Annotated in this window: 17 protein-coding genes and 1 tRNA gene; 9 read left to right on the forward strand and 9 right to left on the reverse strand. The window is 62.6% G+C overall.

Translation table 11 applies throughout. The features are described from left to right. Position 1: 1 nt before the first annotated feature. Together KF691_07500 and KF691_07505 are read right to left on the reverse strand one after the other, a co-directional pair. Positions 2-2,062: a methyl-accepting chemotaxis protein gene (locus tag KF691_07500; protein ID MBX3389287.1), complete on the reverse strand. Its 2,061-nt coding sequence runs from the start codon at positions 2,060-2,062 to the stop codon at positions 2-4. Between the two features lie 642 nt (positions 2,063-2,704). Beyond that, complete coding sequence (locus KF691_07505) at positions 2,705-2,998, reverse strand: transposase (GenBank protein ID MBX3389288.1); 294 nt, start codon at positions 2,996-2,998, stop codon at positions 2,705-2,707. An 843-nt stretch (positions 2,999-3,841) separates the two neighbouring features. Here KF691_07505 and KF691_07510 point away from each other — a divergent pair. The 6 genes from KF691_07510 to KF691_07535 all read left to right on the forward strand — a co-directional run bounded on the left by KF691_07510 (position 3,842) and on the right by KF691_07535 (position 9,316). Further along, complete coding sequence (locus KF691_07510) at positions 3,842-4,885, forward strand: hypothetical protein (GenBank protein ID MBX3389289.1); 1,044 nt, start codon at positions 3,842-3,844, stop codon at positions 4,883-4,885. Between the two features lie 363 nt (positions 4,886-5,248). Next, positions 5,249-6,742 (forward strand): CoA-acylating methylmalonate-semialdehyde dehydrogenase, encoded by a 1,494-nt coding sequence (locus KF691_07515; GenBank protein ID MBX3389290.1) that lies wholly within the window; start codon positions 5,249-5,251, stop codon positions 6,740-6,742. Between the two features lie 369 nt (positions 6,743-7,111). Further along, positions 7,112-7,453 (forward strand): RNA-binding protein, encoded by a 342-nt coding sequence (locus tag KF691_07520; GenBank protein ID MBX3389291.1) that lies wholly within the window; start codon positions 7,112-7,114, stop codon positions 7,451-7,453. Positions 7,454-7,656: 203 nt separating this feature from the next. Continuing rightward, a complete protein-coding gene (locus KF691_07525) occupies positions 7,657-8,766 on the forward strand; it encodes an acetylxylan esterase (GenBank protein ID MBX3389292.1) in 1,110 nt (369 codons plus the stop codon). A 22-nt stretch (positions 8,767-8,788) separates the two neighbouring features. Then, positions 8,789-8,941, forward strand: a complete 153-nt coding sequence (locus tag KF691_07530; protein MBX3389293.1) for a hypothetical protein — start codon at positions 8,789-8,791, stop codon at positions 8,939-8,941. Positions 8,942-8,959: 18 nt separating this feature from the next. Next, the gene (locus tag KF691_07535) at positions 8,960-9,316 is read left to right on the forward strand and encodes a VOC family protein (GenBank protein ID MBX3389294.1); all 357 of its coding nucleotides are present in this window, start codon (positions 8,960-8,962) and stop codon (positions 9,314-9,316) included. Positions 9,317-9,485: 169 nt separating this feature from the next. On the opposite strand, the gene KF691_07540 is transcribed toward KF691_07535, so the two are convergent. The 7 genes from KF691_07540 to KF691_07570 form a co-directional block, all read right to left on the reverse strand. Beyond that, a complete protein-coding gene (locus KF691_07540; protein ID MBX3389295.1) occupies positions 9,486-11,042 on the reverse strand; it encodes a hypothetical protein in 1,557 nt (518 codons plus the stop codon). 294 nt (positions 11,043-11,336) lie between these two features. After that, entirely contained in the window at positions 11,337-12,053 is a 717-nt protein-coding gene (locus KF691_07545; protein MBX3389296.1) for a prepilin-type N-terminal cleavage/methylation domain-containing protein, read from the reverse strand. 389 nt (positions 12,054-12,442) lie between these two features. Continuing rightward, positions 12,443-12,808: a hypothetical protein gene (locus KF691_07550; protein MBX3389297.1), complete on the reverse strand. Its 366-nt coding sequence runs from the start codon at positions 12,806-12,808 to the stop codon at positions 12,443-12,445. A gap of 348 nt (positions 12,809-13,156) precedes the next feature. After that, entirely contained in the window at positions 13,157-13,966 is an 810-nt protein-coding gene (locus KF691_07555; protein MBX3389298.1) for a hypothetical protein, read from the reverse strand. Positions 13,967-14,198: 232 nt separating this feature from the next. After that, a complete protein-coding gene (locus KF691_07560; protein ID MBX3389299.1) occupies positions 14,199-17,639 on the reverse strand; it encodes a DUF748 domain-containing protein in 3,441 nt (1,146 codons plus the stop codon). 179 nt (positions 17,640-17,818) lie between these two features. Next, positions 17,819-18,343 (reverse strand): dTDP-4-dehydrorhamnose 3,5-epimerase family protein, encoded by a 525-nt coding sequence (locus KF691_07565; protein MBX3389300.1) that lies wholly within the window; start codon positions 18,341-18,343, stop codon positions 17,819-17,821. 78 nt (positions 18,344-18,421) lie between these two features. Further along, positions 18,422-18,494 (reverse strand) — tRNA-Phe (locus KF691_07570). A 137-nt stretch (positions 18,495-18,631) separates the two neighbouring features. Here KF691_07570 and KF691_07575 point away from each other — a divergent pair. The 3 genes from KF691_07575 to KF691_07585 are packed head-to-tail and all read left to right on the forward strand — an operon-like array spanning position 18,632 to position 20,469. Continuing rightward, positions 18,632-19,459, forward strand: a complete 828-nt coding sequence (locus KF691_07575) for an ABC transporter ATP-binding protein (protein ID MBX3389301.1) — start codon at positions 18,632-18,634, stop codon at positions 19,457-19,459. A 52-nt stretch (positions 19,460-19,511) separates the two neighbouring features. Beyond that, a complete protein-coding gene (locus KF691_07580; protein MBX3389302.1) occupies positions 19,512-19,916 on the forward strand; it encodes a hypothetical protein in 405 nt (134 codons plus the stop codon). Positions 19,917-19,947: 31 nt separating this feature from the next. Then, a complete protein-coding gene (locus tag KF691_07585) occupies positions 19,948-20,469 on the forward strand; it encodes a hypothetical protein (protein MBX3389303.1) in 522 nt (173 codons plus the stop codon). Positions 20,470-20,507 lie beyond the last annotated feature (38 nt).

Below are 20,507 nucleotides of genomic sequence, written 5' to 3' on the forward strand. Positions count from 1 at the left end.
CCTATTCGCGCAGCCTGAACTTCGACACAGCATCACGCAGCAGCGCGATCGCCGATTGCAGATCCGTCGCGGCACGCCCAAACTCGCGCGCCGACTGAACGGTCTGATTCGCATTGCCAACCAGCGAATTCATCGCATCGCTGATCTGCTGCGCTCCCTCCGATTGCGCCTGCATCGACTCGTTCACCTGCTTGAAGCTGTCGGTGCTTCGATTCACCCGGTCGATGATCTCCGTCATCTGCGATCCCGCCGAAACAACGTCGCGCACGCCACGCCTCACCTGATCGCTGAACCGGTCCATCTCCATCACGCCAGCCGAAACCGCCCCCTGCATCTGCCGCACCATCTGCTCGATATCGAGCGTCGCCGACGCGGTCTGATCCGCGAGCCGCCGGATCTCGCGCGCGATCACGAGGAAACCCGACCCGTACTCGCCCGCTTTCTCCGCCTCGATCGCCGCGTTGATCGAGAGAATATTGGTCTGATCCGCGACCTTTGTGATCGTGGTGATGACGGTCGTGATTTTCTGCGAGCGCTCGTTGATCGCGTTCAACTTGTCCGCGATCGAAGCCGTCGCGCCGTCAAGCTCGCGCATCACCGCTTCCATGCTCTGGAGCCCGGCACGCCCGCTCGTTGCGAGTGAAGCCGATTCCGCCGCCATCCGGCTCACCGAATCCACAGTCTTCACGAGGTCCTGACCCGTCGCGGAAATCTCCTTCACCGCCGCCGCGATCTGGTTCGATGCGGCGCCGAACGTCGCCGAAGAAGCTTCCTGCTGCTTGCTGGTCGCCGCAATCTCCGTCGCCGTCGAGTTCAGCCGGATCCCCGCCTGCTTCACGTCACCGACCAGCGAATTCAGGCTGCCGTCCATGGTGCGCATCGAACGCATCAGTTGCCCCGTCTCGTCGAGGCTCCGCGCTTCCTCAATCTCCTGCGTCAAATCTCCCCGCGCGATCCGGTCCGCGGCACTCGCCGCGCGTCCGACCCGACGCACGACGCCCCCCGTGACCAGGAGCAGCAGCACCGCCACGATCGCGGTACCGATTGCCCCGATCGCGACATTCCGCAGAAGGGCCGCGCGCGCCGGCGCCATCACTTCCGCCTTTGTCCGCCGCACCACAATCGTCCAGCCTCCTGTCGCCGTTCGCTCGACGCCATAGATGCACGGCTCGTTCAGGGTCGGGTCGACCTCATCGAACATGTCCACCGAACCTCCCGCTGTGACCGACATCCAGCCCTTCGCCATGGAACCAAACGGTGTCTCCGCGATCGGCTTCATTTCCAGCGATTCGGTTCCGGAGCGCGCCTCGACCGTTGACGCCACGACACGTCCGCCCGAGCTGAGAACCATCACATCCGCACCCGATCGCGCTTTAATCCCGTTCGCGAGCTCTTCGAGTTTCCGCAGGTCCCGATCCACGCCCGCGATTCCCTGAAATTTCCCGTCGATCACGATCGGATAGACGTGCGACACGACCGTCGCACTCCCCACTACCCGCGGCTCGGTCATGAGCGCATCGGCCCGCCCCGTTTTCCCGAATTCTCGCTTCGGTCCCTGGTAGTACTCGAGCGTGTCCATCCCTGTCGCCGACGAAAGCGTGTCGCCCTTCCCCTTTGTCTGCTCCCAGTTCACCGTCGTCCACACCGGACAGAACCTGCCCGACGAATCCATGGCGCCCCGCGGCAAGTCCGACTTAAGCGACGACGCATCCGCTCCGTCCGCATTTGGTTCGTAGACGAAATACGTGTTCAATGTCCGGTCGTTCAATGCGTTCACATGGCGGATAAACTCAAGCGATTCGCTCCGCTTGCCGAACATCCCCCCCGGCTGACTCTGCGCCAAGATCGCGGCAACCAGATTCCAGCGATCGTTGCGCCCGTTGAGGTCAACCGCGGCACCCCGCGCATCCGCCGCCAGAACCTCCTCTTCCGCAGTCCGCAGGCTCTTATACGTTTCCACGGCGCTCCACGCCACGATCGCACCAATCACGAGGACCGTGGGCAGAACGCCAAACAGCAGAATCCGTCCCGACAGACTGTTGGCAAAGGATGGTTTGGACATGCGTCGTGGTTCCCTGTGCGGACTGGCGCCCGAAGCGCACGCGTTCATATCGTGGGCTGGAGCGCGCCATCAAAAGTATATTGAAAGTCCCTTCCGACCCCCCGCCCATTCTCGTTCCGCGAGCCCCGGTTTAGTCGGGTTTTCGGCAAGAATTGCGTCAATTCGCGCGCGCCAGAGCATGGTTTGACGTCTCATCGACACCAAGGGCGCGCATTTCGCATCGCCGAGTCATGTCTTCAACTCATTACCCGCGGCGCCACTTCCGAAGCTCACTCCCTGAGGGAAGGGGTTGGGGGAAGGGAGTGTCTTTCCTGCGGGTGCAACTTGCTCGTGCGCAACTCTGCGCTCCCGCGGCCTTGCCCGCTTCCGGAACCCCCTCCCTGTGGGAGGGGGCTTGGGGGTGGGCGCGCCTCGGGATGCCTCTTCTCCGCAGCTCGCGGCACAGACGCGGGCTTCCGTAGGCCTGCCGCGTCTCTTCGTGCACGAGACGGACCTGACGGGTAAGCAGTTGATGCCGCTGCCGACGCGGAGAATCGCCGCGATCTTGCGCGGCGTAGTACCCGGAGCGGCTGACTCGCAGCGCCGAGCAGCAGACTCGGACCGGGTAGAGGCCGGCGAGATGATCGCGGATGAAGGCGTACTTCACGGCTGCTGGTTCGCGAAGAACGCCGTCGCTTTTTTTAGGATGTCGCGCTCCATGCGGAGCTGCTTGTTCTCGGCTTCGAGCTGGCGGATGCGTTGCTGGAGATCGGTCTCTTTGGGAACCTGAGATTGAGAGGTCGGCGCGGGAACGGGCAGATCGAGCTTCATCCAACGCCGCAGCGTCCAGCCGGTGATGCCGAGTTCGTTGGCCACCTTCTCGACCGAGACATCCGGCTGCGACGCCAGCCGGACGGCGGTCTCACGGAACTCCCGGGTGTACACCTTGCGTGCCATAATCGGACTCCTGTCGAACCATAACCGAGGTTCAACGGTGTCCGAAAGTCGTGGGCAGGGCCATGACGTTGGTTCCAGCCACGCGTCGGAGAGGATCATTCGCATCGTTCCACTCTGATCTTCGCATTGAGAGATCAGCGTGTGCCTTTGCTTTTCCGCCGAAGAAGACGCCTTCCCGCTAGGTCGTTCTGAGAGGCAATCGCAGCCCGAAAATACTCGCCAACGCCTTTCGTAAATCTCCGAAAAGCAGCGACTTGCAAAATATCCCCAATTCCCCCTTGCATCACGGTACGGGATTTGGTAGGATGCTCGCTGCGCCCCGAAATCTCCCCGCACCTCTACAGGATCTACCAAATGTTCCAGCCCTCCGACCAGCGCGGCAGCTCCGTCCACACGCCCCAAATCCAGCCCCCTCTCTCGACGCCCCCTTTCCAGCCCGGCTCCACCGGCGACTCTCCATCTCCCGCCCCGCCCACTTCCGAAGTCGGCCCGAGCTCCGCGTTCGTAGCCGCGCCCGAAATGCAGACTGCCCCTGAGCACTCTGCCGCTGGCCAATCTGCCGCCTTACCTCCGGCACCCGACATCGCACCTCCGAAATCACCGCACATCCCACATCCGCCATCCAAAAACATCTCTCCCGCGCAGACCGCTGACCAACCCCCCAAGCAGCCCGGCCGCTCCAGCGACGCCGCGCTCGCATCCCCAACGCGCTCCCATCCAACATCCCCGACCCCTTCTTCACATCCGCCATTCGACATCCCACATCCGACATTCCTCCCACACCCGCCCTCCCAACGCCTCTCTGAATCCGCGGCACGCGAACTCGAACAACTCAAATCTCAGTTGCACGCTCTCGCCTCCCCCGACGGCTTCGCCCCCTCGCGCGATGAGTTCGCCCGCGCGGTCCGCCAGGCGACGCCTCCTTACCGCAAGTTCTTCCGCGGCTACGACGACTTCATCCGATCCTGCGGCTACCGGTCCGCCACCGATCGCCGCCGCGAAATCGCCGCGAATCAACGCGCCGCCCAATGGCAAGCCCAATCGGAGGCGCAATCAACCGTCCAATCGACACGCCACCCGATCATCAACTCCGACCCCAACTCCGACCCACCTCACGAATCACCCATCGCATCACTCCCATCAGCCCCATCGGTCCCATCCGTCTCATCAAATCCTTCACGCGGTACACCCGCCCCATCCAAGCCTCCAATCAAGCCCCGCCCCCGCACCGACGAACTCTTCTACGGCGATCCGATCCACTGCTGCGACATGGCGCACGCACCCGTCAACGAGCAGGGCGTCGTGCTCCTCTTCGGCATCCTCGCCAAGAAACTCGGCTTCCGAATCGAAATGGTGCGCACCGGCTACCCCGATTGCGAAGCCAAACGCAAAGGCAAGGACGGCAAGTGGCGCCGCCTGCGCATCGAATTCGAATTCGTCACCAGCCGCTTCAATCACGACCCCGCCGGATGCGATCTCATCGTCTGCTGGGAAGATGATGCAAATCCCACCAACCTCGAAGTGCTCGAGCTGAAGAACCACGTCGGCAAAGAAGAACCCGCGCCCCCCGTGCCTCTCGTGCCCCCGGTGCCCGCCATGTCACAGCTCGCTGCTCCGAGCGATCAGTGCGTCTTGTCCGCAAACACCCCGCAGCCTCGAGACCCCGCACAACCTTCTGTCATCGAACCCAATGCCCCAGCGCCAGCCGCCCCCGCGTCGAATCGCTCCGAACCAACTGGCAAGCAAGCAACGCGCAGAACGCGACCACACAAGTCGCCCTCCGCTCCAAACGCACTCAACAAACGATCACGCCTCAAAAGTTCCCCTGCCACCAGAGCGTCCGGCAACCGAGCCCGCGCCAAACAATCCGCCCGCTCGTCCCCTTGATCGCGTCACGACGCGATCAGTGCGCCTCCCGCGCACTCCGCTTCCCATCGCAATCCGAAATCCGGAATTTGCGATTCCCCATTTCTTTTCCCGCACATTTCCCAGTCTTCTCTGCGTCTCCGCGCCTCCGTGGTGAACTCCCTGCATTTCTTTGGCCCTTTGGAACTTTGGCCCTTTGGCAATTTGAATCCTCCGCCCTTTGGCCATTTGAATTCTCCCCAATCCCCTCTCCCATTTTTCTCTGTGCCTCTGCGGTGACCCCGCCTTTCTTTGGCCCTTTGGAACTTTGGCTCTTTGGCCATTTCTCCCCTAAACTTCCCCTGACACAACATAAAGACGCCCACTCTTCGCTGGAGCCACCACATGCCTTCACCCAAAGTCGACCAATTCATCGCCGGCAAGCGCACCGCCGCTCAAGCCGAAGGCGCCGCTTCCCACTCCGTCATCAACCCCGCCACCGGCGAGACCATCGCGCAGGTCGATCTCGATGCCAAGCGCAGCGCCGAAGCCGCGGTGCAGGCCGCGTACGAAGCATTTCCATCCTGGTCCGCGACGCCCGTCGGCGACCGCTGCCAGTTCATGTTCAAGTACAAGGCGATCCTCGAAAAGCACTTCGAAGAACTCGCCTCGCTCATCGTGCAGGAGCACGGCAAGACCATGGCCGAAGCACGCGGCGACGTCCGCCGCGGCATCGACTGCGTCGAGTTCGCCTGCGCCGCGCCCACACTCATGATGGGCAAAACCCTCCCGCAAATCGCCGTCAGCAGTTCCTTCTGCCGCACTGAGGACAAGAGTGGAGTGGGCATCGACTCCTTTGTCGATCGCGTGCCCCTCGGTGTCTGCGTCGGAATCACCCCGTTCAACTTCCCCGTCATGGTACCGCTCTGGATGTGGCCGATGGCCGTCGCCTGCGGCAACACCTTCGTCCTCAAGCCCAGCGAAAAAGTGCCGCTCAGCGCGATCCGCGAAGTCGAACTCGCGCACGAAGCCGGTCTCCCCGCGGGCGTTCTGAATCTCGTCACCGGCGGCCCCGCCGTCGTCGATCACCTGATCACGCACGAAGATGTGAAGGCCGTCAGTTTCGTGGGCTCGACGAAAGTCGCGCAGCACATCTACAAGACCGCGACCGCCGCGGGCAAGCGCGCCCAGTGCATGGGCGGCGCGAAAAACTACATGGTCATCATGCCCGATGCAAACCAGGACGCCGCGATCGAAGGCATCGTCGGCAGCGCCTTCGGCAACAGCGGCCAGCGCTGCCTCGCCGGCAGCGTGTGCATTGCAGTGGGGGACACGGGCGAGTGGCTGATCCCCAAGCTCAAAGCCGCGGCAGAAAAGATCAAAGTCGCCGCCGGAACCGAGTCGGGCGTCGGCATGGGACCTGTCATCGATGATGCCAGCAAAAAGCGCATCGAAGGTTTCATCGCCAGCGGCGAGCAGGACGGCGCGAAACTCGTGCTCGACGGACGCAAGTGTCCAATGCCGAATAAAGGCTGCTTCGTCGGTCCGACCATTTTCGATCAGGTGCGCCCCGGGATGAAGATCATCGACGAGGAAATCTTCGGTCCGGTGCTCAGCGTCGTGCGCGAATCGACGCTCGATGCCGCGCTCGCGACCATGAATCGAAGCCGTTACGGCAACATGGGCGTGATCTTCACGAGCAGTGGCTACAGCGCGCGCCGCTTCAAGACCCACGCGCAGGTCGGCATGATCGGGATCAACGTCGGCGTCCCCGCGCCGATGGCGGTTTTCCCGTTCGCCGGCTGGAAGCAGAGTTTCTTCGGCGACCTCCACGCCAACGGCGAAGACGCGGCCAAGTTCTGGACCGAAAGCAAAGTCGTCGTCGCGCGCTGGATGTGATTGACAAGTTGCGACGCGCACGCAGCACTCGCGAACGCGCCCGAGTTCCGCGCCCGTTTCACCTGCTTCATTTTTTGTCCTCCCCCTTTGCCAAAGGGGAGGTGTCATCGCGAAGCGATGACGGAGGGGGCTCTTCAAGCACGCGACGACGCATTTCCGTCGGAAAAACGCGATGGAAGCGTTTTCATGATGAGCGCCCAATTACCCGAATTGAAACCTGTTTTTAGTTTCGAATTGCTATAATCACGACGTGACTCTTGTTCAGGCCCGGCCAATGTTGGCTCGAGTGTTCAGGTCTCCCGACGCTTTCTCCGCCCGAGTTCAAGCACCGGTCTCACGTTCAGTTTCAAGGGCAGGATGGAAAGCGTCATGAAGCTTTATGTCGGCAATCTCTCTTTCAGCACGTCCGAGCAGCGCCTCCGCGAGATCTTCTCCGAGCACGGCGATGTCTCCTCGGCGACTCTCGTCATGGATCGCGAAACCGGCCGCCCGCGCGGCTTCGGCTTCGTCGAATTCGCGAACGATGAACACGCCAAAGCCGCGATGTCCGCGCTCAACGGCAAGAACATCGACGGCCGCGATCTCACCGTGAACGAAGCCAAGCCCCGCGAAGCGGGTGGCGGCGGTCGCGGCGGATTCGGCGGCGGCGGTCGTGGTGGATTCGGTGGCGGCGGTCGCGGTGGAAACCGTGGCGGCGGCGGGGGCTGGTAAGTCCGGCGCCGTCTGCGCATCGGCGCTGTTCGAAGACGTGCGCTTTCCGAGAATTCGTAACGTTCGGAGATTCGATGTCTGAGAATCAGGGCTGTCCGAGAATCTGATGAATAGAGAAGACCGGAGCCGAAGGGTTCCGGTCTTTGTTTTTGAGTGAGCAATCGGGAGTGGGGGACCGCGTTGTGATTTGGGAGGGTCTTGCGATGAGGAAGTTGCTTGTTGCGCTGGTTGTGGTGGTGAGCGCGGTGCGCGCGCTGGCGGGGGATTTGTACAAGCCGAGCGAGCCGAAGCGCGAGGTGACGATCGTCGATGCGGAGTGGCGCGATGAGGCGCGCGGGCGCGAGATTCCGGTGCGGATGTACATTCCGAAATCGCAAGAGGGAGCGGAGAAAGGGAAGCTGCCGCTGATCGTGTTTTCGCACGGGCTGGGCGCATCGCGCGAGATGTACGGCTATTTCGGGAAGCACATGGCGGAATCGGGGTACATCGTGATCGCGCCGACGCACCACGGGAGCGACACGCAGGCGCTGAAAGAGTGGGTCAGTACGCACGGTTTGGGGAAGAAAAACGAGGATGGAGAAGGCTGGCTGCAGGCGGGGATTTCCGACCCCGACAATCTGCGGAACCGGCCCAAGGACATTTCATTCGTGATCGATCGCGCGGCGAAAGACCCGAGACTCGCGGCGCTTGTTGACATGGAGAAGATCGGCGTCGCGGGTCACTCTTTCGGCGCGTACACGGCGATGGCGATCGGCGGGATGACGGTCGATCTTCCGGAAGCGAAGTCGGTTTCGTTCCGCGATCCGCGCGTGAAAGCGGTTTTGCCGATGTCGCCCGAGGGGGCGGGGACGATGGGGATCACGAAGGAATCGTGGAACAACTTCGGTGCGCCCGTGCTCTTTCTCACCGGAACGAAGGACTACGGCAGCGGGGGGCGATCGGCCTCGTGGCGGCGGACGGGATTCGAGAGCGTGCGAGGGGTCGATGACTACCTGTTCACGATCGAGGGCGCGGGGCATATGACATTCGGCGGACCGGGGACAAGCGCTGCGCTCGGCGGGACCGGCGAGTCGGAGAACAAGTCGCTCGGCAGGCTGCGCGACCGGATCCGCGATCGCGTGCGCGAGAAGGCCGCGGAAAAGAGCGGCGGAACGGACCCGGAGGTGAACGCGCACGTGCTGAATATCGAGTCGTACAGCGGCGCGTTCTTTGATGCGTACGTGAAATCGGACGCGGGCGCGAAAGCGTGGCTCGTCGACTACGCCTCACAGAAGCACGAAGATTGTGCCGCGGAATTCAAGCCGGCGAAGTAGAATCGCGGGAGGAGCGCCTCCGATGATCCGCAAGTTGTCTTCGGGCAAGTACCGGCTCTATTCGCGCAAGGTGAATCCCAAGACGGGCAAACGCAGGAACCTGGGCACGTTTTCAACGCGTGCGGCGGCGGAGAAGCACGAGCGCGCCGTGCAGTATTTCAAGCGTCGCGGCTGAAGGGAGATGGAAACGGGCATGATCAACGGCATTCACACGATCGTGTATGCGCAGGATGCCGAGAAGGCGCGGGCGTTCTTTCGCGATGTGCTCGGGTTCGGAAGCGTCGATGCGGGGCGGGGCTGGCTGATCTTCGCGTTGCCGCCGGGAGAGATCGCGGCGCACCCTGCGGAGCCCCATCAGGCGGGGCGGCACGGGCTGTACTTCATGTGCGACGACATCGAGCGGACGATCCGGGAGCTGAAATCAAAAAGCGTCGAGTTCGAGGGCGAACCGATCGATCGAGGGTGGGGGATACTTGTATCGATGCGAGTGCCTGGGCTCGGCGCGATCGGCTTGTATCAGCCGAAACATCCGGTTGCGCACAGCAGGTAGCAAGAAATCAAGCGAATTTGAATTGGGACGTTGGTGTCCAAGATCGGCGCCAGAGGAGTTCTGAAACCCCCGCCGTCATCGCTTCGCAAAGCCTGCGCGATGACACCTCCCCCTTTGGCAAAGGGGGAGGACTATGCAGGGAGCACACAAAGAAAAAGCGGAGCCCGTATCACTTGGCGACCTGCAGCACCGCTGACGGAGCATTCGTTTCCATGAACTGCGTCGAGACGCCGACGATGCGCACGCGCACGGGGTTGAATTCCTTCTTTTCGACGAGGTACTTTTTGATCGCGTCCTGGCGCTCTTGCGCGAGGATGATGAGTAGATCCGCTGGGGCCTGGATGGTCTCGACGAGTTCGTTTTCCATGGCCGCGACCGCGGGTGCCGCGACTTCGGAGTTGGGGCCGACGAGCGCCGGCGCGGGCTTGCCCGCTTCGGCGGCCTTCTTGGCGAGCATCTCGTTGTACGCCACGACCATCTGATCTTCGAGCTGAGATTTGGTGAGCCGCGTGCCCTTCGCGCCGGTGCCGAAGAGTTTGACCGCGAACGAATCGCGCAGCGCTTCGTGGCGCACCTTCTTGCCGTCGGTGTCCATGTCGATCAGGCCCCAGATGCGCACCGCGGTCTCCGGCTGATCGTTGAGTTGCTTCGCGATCGTGCCGAGGCTCGCGAACCCGTCGGTCGTGATCTCGGATGTTCCCGAGACGAACATCACGCGCACGCCGGGGTTCTGATCCTGGCGCCCGTTCGCGGCGCGGAGCGCCTCCATCTTCTTCATCATCTCGTACCGCAGACCGTTGCTCTGCGCGTTTCCATTCTGAATCCGGTTGGCGATGCGCGCGGTCGGGTTGCCACGCATTCGTCCCCCTCCTCCACCCCCGCCCCCTCCCGCGCCGGGTGCTCCTGAGCCGGGCGATCCTGCTCCCGGTGAGCCTGAGCCGGGGGCCGGCTGGTTTCCGTTGCCGGGTTGGCCTTGGTTGTTGCCGGGCGCGCCGGGTTGATTCCCGTTGGGTTGTCCGTTCGGACCACCATTTCTTCCGTTGTTGTTTTGGCCGCCATTGGGGCCACCATTTGGACCGCCCGGACCGAAGTCGCGGCGATCGGGTCGCGGCGCGGGGCTGGGCGGTTCATCGCCCGCGCGCGGCTTGAACGTATCGAGCGAAGCGAGATTGATGTCCTTGCTCGGCTCGCGCGGGCCACGGAAGCCGCCGGGTCCGCCCGGTCCACCGGGGCCGAAGGGGAACTGCGGCGTTTCACCTTTGGCGACACGCTTGGCCATGTCGTCGAACATCTGCTCGCGGATCTGCTGCATGACTTCGCGGTTTGATTCGTCGCGGAAGAAGTCGCGGCGCTCGCCTTCTTCCTTCATCGTGCCCATCTTCTCGCGGAAGAGGCGATCCATTTCGGTCTTGTACTGGGCCTGGCGGAGTTCGTCCATGTTCTGAAAGCGCGCGGTCGCCATCGCGGCTTTGCCTTCTTCGAATGTCTTGGGCAATTGCAGCGGGCGGTTGCGGACGAAGAGCACGCCGCCATAGACCAGCGCGGCGCAAGCCATGCCGGCGAGCCCAATCGCGGCGATTTTCTTCTGTTTGGGAGTCCAGTCGTGCGAGACGGCCTTGCTCGCGCTGGATGCCGCGGCGGAGAAGAGGTCGCGCCGGGATGAACCGCCACCCTTGTGCTTGTCGGGGATGTCGAGGCCCTCTAGAAGACTTGGGTTTTTGTTCATGGTCTTGCTCACTGGGGAGGTGGGTAGAAGTGGCGAAGTGGCAGAGTGGCAAAGAAAAGCAGGGAGTTCACCACAGAGGACACAGAGGACACAGAGAAAGACGGGAGAGGCATGGGAGTGGCGGATTTCGGAGCGAAAGGCAGGTGAAACACAGAAGGCCACGGAGAACCACGGAGGCGGACACGGAGAAAGGAGCGGAGCGGGAGAATCTCAAATCTCAAATCTCAAATCTCAAATGGCAGATGGTGAAATCGGGTGCGCTTGGGGAACGGGCGTCGAGACTTGAGGTAGGGGTTACTGGGTGTTGGCATCGAATCGGCCGGCGTGACCGTCGGCGAACAAAACGTTGCGCACGCGGTGGAAGAAGGAGACGGTGACAGGGTCGCCCTCGCCGGGCTGCTTGTCGAAGGTGCCGCCGTCGAAGTCGTAGATGATCGGCGTGTTGGTGGGCTGGGTGCGGAGGTACATCGCGAAGAAGTTGCGGCGGCGACCGTTTGAATCGGTGCCGGTGAATTCATCGCCGAGGGCGCTGACGTAGGTGTAGGAACTGCCTCCGATTTTTTCGGTGACGGGGGTCGTCGAGGTGTCTTTGAAAGTCTCTCTCCAGATGACGCGATCGCCGGGGCAGCGCCAGGCGGGGCTCTCGCGATCGAGCTGATCGAGCATGGCGATGTTGAGCGGGGGGTTGGGGTCGCCGCTGAGCCACGGATCGGGCATGTACTTGGCGACGGGGAACTTTTCCTTCCACTGGTTTTTGTAGAGCTCGACCGCCTGGCCGACGGAACGCATGTTGACGGTGCACGCGGCACGCCGTGCGGAATCGCGGGCCGGGCCGAGTGCCGGGAGCAGGATGGCGATGAGCAGCGCGATGATCGAGATGACGACCAGGAGCTCGATGATGGTGAAGGCGTGAAGGAGCTTGGCGCGGGAGGTGGGGGGAGTAAATGGTGTGGAGCGGGCGCGTTGCGCGGGCGCTAAAGAACGACGGATATTGGACTTGGAACTGGGCATGGGCGCGGAGACTCCGCTGGGAGAGAAGAACCGGAAGGGATAACGGTATCGGGGCTGGGGTATTTCGGAAAAGAGGGGGTTTGGCACCGGGAAAAGGAGGCACTTGGTACTAGGCATTAGGGGGCAGGCATTGGGCACTGGGAGGCGGGAGTCGGGAGAGATCGCGGCCAGCCTGGGCAGAATCGGATTCTGCGTGAAGCGCAGCATTGCTGCTCGGTGGATGGGTTGCGGCGCGCCGAGCCTGAGTGTGCCGGTGGCCCGGGCCCTGGGAAGGCAGCGCAATTCTCTTTGCCTTTCGATCCAATCGCACTGACCTTGAAGCAAGCTCAGTGCTACGAAGTCGATGCCATCTGGCTGAGTCTGCAATGGCCGCTGTCGCCACAACGGCTTCACGACATCGCAGTCGTCCAATTCTTCCGCATTTCCCGCGACTTGATCACGGCGAGATAGAGTCCCGCGAGTTCGCATGCTGCCACGATTGCGATCGACACCCAAGCCAGGGTAAGCGGTGTCCGGAGCGTGGGGAGCAGAATGCCGACGAGATTCACGAGCAGCAAGACGGCCGTCGCGACAAACGCCAGCGATTCAAAGACGGACGCCCAGCGAGTAATTGACAGGTTCTGCATATGGCGGGCGTCGGTAGCGACCGCCCGAACGACAATCATGAATGAAGCGATGGAAATGAGCAGTACAACCGGCTCGCGTGCCTCGCTGATGTCGGGACTCAGCCATTCCAGACCACGGGTCAGGGCCACGACGGAGAGCAGGCAGGAGAAAAAGATCGAAGGGCGGCGCAGGAGCCCGAGACGGAGTCGGGTGTTGGCGGCGAAAGCAGCCGCCGCGACAAGGATCCAGATCGCGACGCCGAGCCACATTGGCGGGCGACTGGCGAGGGGAACGGCAGGTGGCCATGACCGTGCGTTGCAGTGGCTCCCAAATCCCATCTCAGGCATCGTGGCACTGACCTCGTTTTGAGGTCAGTGCGTCTTTCTGCCTTCGCCGGTTTGCGATCAAGGGCCACTGACCTTGAAGCAAGGTCAGTGCCACGAAGTCGAAATCAACCGCCGATGAACTGCCTCGCCCTCAAATCCAGTTGAATCAAATCAGTGGCGCCTGCGGCGCGTGGCGATCAGTCCGGCGAGAGAGAACGCTGCCGCGGTGCTTGGGGTTGGGACAGGGAAGAGGGAGAAGGTGCTGGGGATGCACGAGACGAGCGGGGCGCCGCCGAAGGCGGTGGGATAGAAGCCATAGGGGGTGTTGCCGCCGGTGCAGATTGATTCATGGAGCCAGGTCAGGCGGTAGTCGCCGGGCGGAAGATAGCCGCCGAGTGCGAAGGGGATGAAGAAGTTTCCGACGCCGTTGATGGTGGTGTCGGACATGTTGACGTAGGAGAAGCCGGTGTTGATGTCGGTCAGCGTGAACTCAGCGGTGACGGCGTGGTACGAGCCCGTGTTGTAAGAGGTGCCCTGGCTCACGCCGTTCCAGGTCCAGGCCAGGCCCTGTGAGAGGTTGAACGAGATTTCGCCGTAGGCGCGGCCGTAGGACTCTTCGAGTCGGTGCGGGCCGATGTTGGACGCGAAGACCTCTGCGGAGGTGCAGGCGTCGAGTGTCGCGCCCCAGAACGGGCCCCCGACACCCGGACTTGTGGGATTGAATGTGGCGGCGACCACGGCGAAGCCGCGGCCGGAGAACCCGTTGTTGTTGAACAGGCGATTCTCGGTGGCGGAGAAATCATTGCCCGTGCCGGGCGGCGTGCTGGTTTGACCGAAGTTTCCGACGGTTGTGCTGTTCGGAAGCACGTAGTGGGCGTTGGCCTGTGAGACTTGATACGAGGCCGTCAGGGTGCCTTGGGCGCGGACGACAGACGCAGTGGCGGCGGCTCCGACGACGAAGGCGATCACAAACTGGTTCATCTCTCACTCCTTTTTGAACGAGGGCGGGGCTCTCCGGTCGAGGCGAGGGCAGATCGGTCGGCGCGCGCATGCATCGCCTCACGATAATCGGCGGCGATTGCAGACCGGCCAAAGACGAGGGGAGGGGGAGGTCGCTTCACTCCCGAGTCTGCGTACGGACCGGCGCCGTCTTGCAGTGGAGGGGGCAAAAATCTTTGTGTGTGTGTGGGGGGGGGGGGGGGCGGAAAAATGGCTACTTGTAGACTTCAAACACAGCTCGCGGCTTTTCGGACTCCTGCTTCGTCGGATCGGGCTCGGCGGCTTTGACGCGCGAGGGGTCGAGTTTCTTTTCCTGCACCAGGAAATCGACGACGGCGGTTGCGCGTTTCTGGCAGAGATCGACGACGCGCTCGGGGGGCAGTTCGGTCGCTTCGATGAGCGCTGCCTCCATTTCTTCAATCGGGGGCGGCGGCGCGACGCCGGAACCGACTCGCCGCACGGATGGCGGGGGCGGCTGATTGGCGGCTCTGGCTTTCTCGATCTGCAACTGATCGAAAGCGATCATCGTCTGCTCTTTCAGCTGCTGATCGCTGAGCTTCTGCGAGGCCTTGCCCTTGCCGAAAATGTTCTCGGCGTAGCGCTCGCGCAGAATTTGGCGGCGGAGTTCGAGGCTGTCGGACTCGGGCTCGACCTGGCCGCGAACGGCGAGGGAGATGCCGGGTCGATCGGTCAATCCCTTGACGAGTGTGTCGAGCGCGGAGATCGACTCGGGCGCGAGCTCGAACGAGCCCGCGGCGAAGACGACTTGGGAAAGGTCCTGATCGCCGCCGCCGAACATCGCGCCGAGGATCTGGAAGGGCGCGGTCGCGGCCTTGACGAGCAGACCGGAAAAAGCCTGCCAGATGACGCCACCGAGGCTGAACTTCGGATCGGTGAGATCGCCGGTGAAGGGGATCTTGCTCTTGATCTGGTCGTTGGAATCGCGGAGGAGCGCGAGGCCGAGCTCGAGCGGCGCATCGATCGCATCCTCGCTCTTCACACGCTCGCCGAGCTTGAGGTGATCGAAGGCAAAGTCGATTTCGCCTTTGACTTTTTCGTTCTCGATCTCGAACGGGATCTGCGTCGTCATGCGGCCGTCGGCCATCTGATAGCCGAGGAAGCGGCCGGTGGGGCCGGAGTACGGCGGCACGGGGATCGAGGAAAGCGAGATCTTGATGTTCGCGGTCGGCGAATCCCTGAATGCCTCGGCCGTGCCGGTCACGGCGAGCTTGCCGCTGTTGTTCACTTTCGCGGCGACGTTCACTTCCGAAGGCGTTCCGGCGGCGGTCGAGAGCGGAACGATCGAAACGTTGATGTCTTCGGCGGCGATGACTGTGGCGGGGGAGGTTGAGGAATCGGTGAGGTCGAGCGTGCCGCCGTTGAGTTCGAAGCGATCGAGGTTGATGTTGAATGGGATGAGGCCAGCGAGCGTGAACTTGCCGCGGTCGCTGGGGGGCTCTTTTGTAAAGCCTTCGGGCGGGATGATCGGGGGCGAACCCTTGAGGCCGAGGCCATCGACCGAGACGAGCGTCGCGGCGACGGACTTGGCTTGGGTGTCGAGCTTGAGCGCATCCACTTTCGCGCCCGAAACGGTGAGCGATGTATCGCCCAGTTTGGCGGATTTCGCGGCGACTTGAGAGGCGGATGCATTGCCGCCGACTGTCAGGGAAGGTGTTGTTCCGGGCGCGCCGGCGACGGCGAGTTCGCCGCTGAAGGAGGCGCCGCCGATTCCGGCGGTCACGGGTCCGTGCGCGTCGCTTGCGGAAGCATCGATGCCGCCGAGGGAGGCGTCGCCCTTGTAGGAGATGTTGACTTGGCCCGCGCTCGAGCGGGCGAGCGCCGCTGCGCCCTTGATTCCGAATTGCTCCATCGCGACTTTGGTGTCGCCGGTTTGCGGGAGCGGCCCGCCCGCGGTGACTCCCTCGCCCTTGATGTCGCCCTTCCATTTGATGTCGATATCTGCCGCGGCGGAGGTGTCGAGCGTTGCATCGCTCTGGATGTCGAGTGATTTCGCGCCGAGGACGACGCCATGCTCGGATGATTCGAACGTGAGCGGCGCGATGCGTGTGCGGCCTTTCCAGGCGGTTCTCGCGCCGCCGGCGGGAGGGAGTTCGGCGCGGAAGTCGCCGTTGAGGGCGATGATGCTGTTGCCCAGGCGCGCCGGGGGAAGCGGCGCGAGCGCGGAGGCGGGGATGTAGGGCGAGGCGACTCCCGCGTTGAGGTCGGTCGCTTCGATGTGGCCTTGGATGATCTGGTCGAGCGGCTTGATGTCGCCCTTGATGGCGGCGATGCCTTGCTTTTCGAACTTCACGTTCAGGGCGAAGGGCGTGAGGAATTGATCGGAGCTCTTGATCGGACCGGCGTGGATTGTGACATCGGACATGAACAGTTTCACGGGGTCGGGCGCGGAGAGATCGGCAAACGTGTGGCGGTAATTGGTGATGTCGAGAGCGGTGAGCTCGATCGTCCAGGGATTTTGGATATCACTGAGGAGCTGCTTGAGTCCGGTCAAGAGGCGGACGACGGGATAGGGGATCGCGGCGACGTCTTCGTGGATGATGGGCTCGACTGCGGGGAGTTCCAGTTTTTCGTGCGCGTCGTTGAGCAGGGCATCGGCGATGCGCTGCGGCACGGAACGACCTTTGCTGAGCTCGAGCAGGCTTTCGCCGCCATCGACTTCGACTTTGGCGATCGAGATGCTGCGGGCGTCGGCGTCGGCGTCGATGTCGGTGACGGTGACTTTGTCCGCTCCGGCATCGGCGCGACCTTTGATGATGTCCTGCCAGGGGACGATGAGCTTGGGAGTTTCCAAAGTTGCGGTGGAAACATGGAACTTCGCGACGCGGGGCGAGGCGGCGGGCGCGAAGTCGTAGGAGAGTCTCGCGCCGAGCGTGGCGCCTTCGAGGCTGATGTCGGTGTAGCGCATGACGTAGGGCATGAAGCGGGCGGGCTGGATGCCGACGGCTTCGATCTCGCCCTTGCTCGTGAGCGGGTTGACCTGGAGCGTGCCCGTCCAGGTGACTTTGGCGCCCTCGTCGGTCGAGAACTCGATCTTCATCGGGTTCACGTAGTCGGGGTTGGTATCGACGTTGGTGATGCGGAATGAAGCGCCGTGGATCTCGCGCTCGAAGGGCTTGGGCGTGGAGAGGTCTTTGAGATCGGCCTCGCCTTTTTCGACGGAGAGTTCGCGGACGACCACGCGCGGCAGGCGCTTGAGCGGCTCTTCCGGCTTTGCATTCGGATCTGGAGGAGCCGGCTTGATCAACTTTGCGAGCGTGTTCGTGCCGTCGGCTTCGACGCGCGCGCGGATGAACGGCGCGACGACTTTGACCGTGTCGAAGTGCCACCCGCGGGAGAAGATGGTTGCGAGTGGTTGGAAATTGGCGTCGAGTTGATCGAGCGCGAAAACCTTTTCGCCCGCGAGGTCTTTGACTTCGAGCTTGTCGAGCGAGAGCCAGAAGGTGTAGGGATTGGTGTACGCGCGGTCGAGCGTGATGGTGGCGTTGAGGCGCTTTTGCACCTGCGGCACGATGATCTTGCGGATGATGAGCGGGACGGCGAAGAAGCCAAAGAGCGTGTACAGGATGATGGCGATGGGCAGGTAGACGAGAAGGAAGCGCTTCTTGCGGGACCAGCGGGGCGCTGAATTGGTCATAGCAGAGTTATAACACGCGGGTCGAGCGGCGTCGGCCGGATGGATTTAGCCGAACTCATCCGACCGTTTCGGCGTCGCGAGCTCGAGGCCATGGGGATTCAGCCGAACGGCGAAGCAGAAAGGGCATTCCTCGCGATCCGGCGGGCGCTCTCGGCGCAAGGCGTGGCGCGCAGGGCGTTTTACCAGCCGAGTTTCTTCTCAAAGCGGTAGGGGATGACATCGTTCTCGAGCGGCAATCGGAAGACATCGGGCGATGCATGGTCGTATGCGCGGGTGGGCATGCTCACGAAGAGCGCATCGGTCGCGCCGATGTTCTGATGCGCGTGCCAGACGAATTGCGGGATCGTCATGACGGAACGGTGGAGTTCGGAGCGCACGATTTCGTTGATCATGCCGCGGGTGGGTGAGTCTTGGCGGTCGTCGTACAGAACGACCTTCACCGTGCCTTGGCTGATGAAAATGCGATCGTCGTGTTGATGGTGCTGGTGCCAGCCTTTGACCATCCCCGGTCGGATGGTGAACTGATAGACGTAGGAAAAAGGCGCGGGGTGAAATCCCCACGCCGGATTGAGGATCTCGCAGAGTGTGCCGCGGTCGTCCTGATGTGTGGTGGCGTATCGGATGTCGACGCCTTCGATGAGACGGCCGAGCGGCTTTCCGTCGGGCGTGACCGTGGCGACGTCCTGCCGGGGATGCATGGGCACGGGGTGAATCCCTTGGTTGGAAGTGCGTTGCCGGAGACCCCACCGAGTGCGCGACGGGGCGGCCAAATCTTCCGGGAATGGGCAGAGCCGGACTTGAACCGGCAACCCCAGCATTTTCAGTGCTGTGCTCTACCAATTGAGCTATCTGCCCGGAAAGTAGAGGCGGAAGAGTAGACGCCGCGGGGCGAGCGTCAAGGGGAATGAGCATCGGGCGATTGGCACGCGGAATCGGGCAATCCGAAGGGCGTCGGCATCGTGACGCGCCCCGGCCGGTAACATGCATTCAACATGGACGGCGTGAACGGGCAATCGGAGGCCCGCAATATTCTCGAAGTGCGCAACCTCCTGGTTCGCTTCCCGCGGCATTCTGGCGCGCTCGGCAGACGCACGGGTTGGACCAACGCCGTCGATGGCGTGTCCTTTCACATCGAGCGCGGGCGCACGCTCGGGCTTGTCGGCGAATCGGGCTGCGGCAAGACGACTGTCGGCCGTGCGGTCCTCGGGTTGATCCCCGCGGCGTTGGGCGAAATCGTCTTTGATGGAGTCGATGTGCGCAGGGCGGGGGCTTCGAGATTGCGAGCGCTGCGACGGGAATTGCAGATCGTGTTTCAGGACCCTGGTGGATCGCTGAATGCGAGGATGAAGATCGGCGCGATCGTGGGCGAGCCGCTGGTTGTGCACGGGATCGAAAAGAACGCGGGGGCGCTTCGCGCGCGGGTTGCGGGACTGCTGGAGCGTTGCGGCATGCCGCAGGATTCGATCGAGCGATTCCCGCACCAGTTTTCGGGCGGACAGAAGCAGCGGATCGCGATCGCGCGGGCCATCGCGCTCAAGCCGAAGTTGATCGTCTGCGATGAGCCGACGAGCGCTCTCGATGTATCGGTGCAGGCGCAGATTCTTAATCTGCTCAAGGATCTCCAGCGCGAATCCGGCATGTCGTACCTCTTCATCAGCCACGACATGAACGTGATGCAGCACATGTGCGATTCGATCGCGGTGATGAATGCGGGGAAGATTGTCGAGAGCGGCGCGACGGCGCAGGTGCTGTTTTCGCCAAGGGATGAGTACACGAAGAGATTGCTTGATGCCGTGCCCGTGGCGGAGGTGCGAAGGTAATCGTTGATGAGAGCCGCGCCACCGGCTCGGCAAGAGCAGTGGCGGGCGAGCGATGGCAAACGAGACCCGCAATTCACGATCGATCCAGAGTGTGCTGCTTCGACACACGCTTGCGGATGGCAGCGCGCACCTGGATTGGATGATCGAGCGCGTGGATCCGGCATCAGCGCTGATCACGTTTCGCCTCGCGCTCGAGAGCGATTTGATGCGCGCGGGAGAGATCGGTGCCGAGCGAATCGCGGACCACCGGCGCGACTATCTTGAGTATGAAGGGATCATCACCGGCGGCAGGGGGAGCGTGAAGAGGATTGCCGAGTTTGAAGCATTCGAGCTCCTCGAATCTGAAGATCGCTTCAGCGTGGTTCTGCAGTCGGCGGGCACCGGTGGCCGACGAATGAAATGGACCGGAGAAAGGGAGAATGGGCCTCGCTGGAAGTTCGTCGGCGTGGTATGCTGAAACCGTTCCATCTGCACAAAAGGGGGCCTTCATGCGTCAGCCTTTGCAGTCTCCGGATTCGTTCGGAAGTTCAAGTGGAAATGGATCGGGGGGCGGGTTGCCTCCGATGGGGAGCGGGGGCAATGTTTTTCGCCCCGGGTCTACGGGAATCGGGGCATCAAGCAGCGCGAGCGGCGCGGCGGGTGGCGGGGTTGCCGGAGGCGGTGCCAGCGCGAACGTGCCGACATCGGGCAACGGCGGCTCGGGCGGCATGAACCTTCCGAAGGATGGCCCCGAGGCCAAGCCGAAGATCATGGCCTTTGAGCAAAAGGGCGGCATCGGCAAGACCGAAGATTCGTGGCAGCGCAAGACCAACAAGACCGGGTCGGGCGCCACCCACGTCAAGACCTTTCACGCCAAACTGACGGGTGAATCGCTCGAGTTTCTCGACAAGCAGATCAACGACTGGCTCGATGCGCACCCGGATCACGAAGTGAAGTTCTCAACTTCCACGGTCGGTGAATGGACCGGAAAACTGAAAGAACCCAACGTGATCGTCCAAGTTTGGGTCTGACGACCGGGGCCAAATGCGAACAGAGGGGTTGCCGCGAT

The organism is Phycisphaeraceae bacterium (assembly GCA_019636555.1).
Taxonomy (GTDB): Bacteria; Planctomycetota; Phycisphaerae; order Phycisphaerales; family UBA1924; genus JAFEBO01.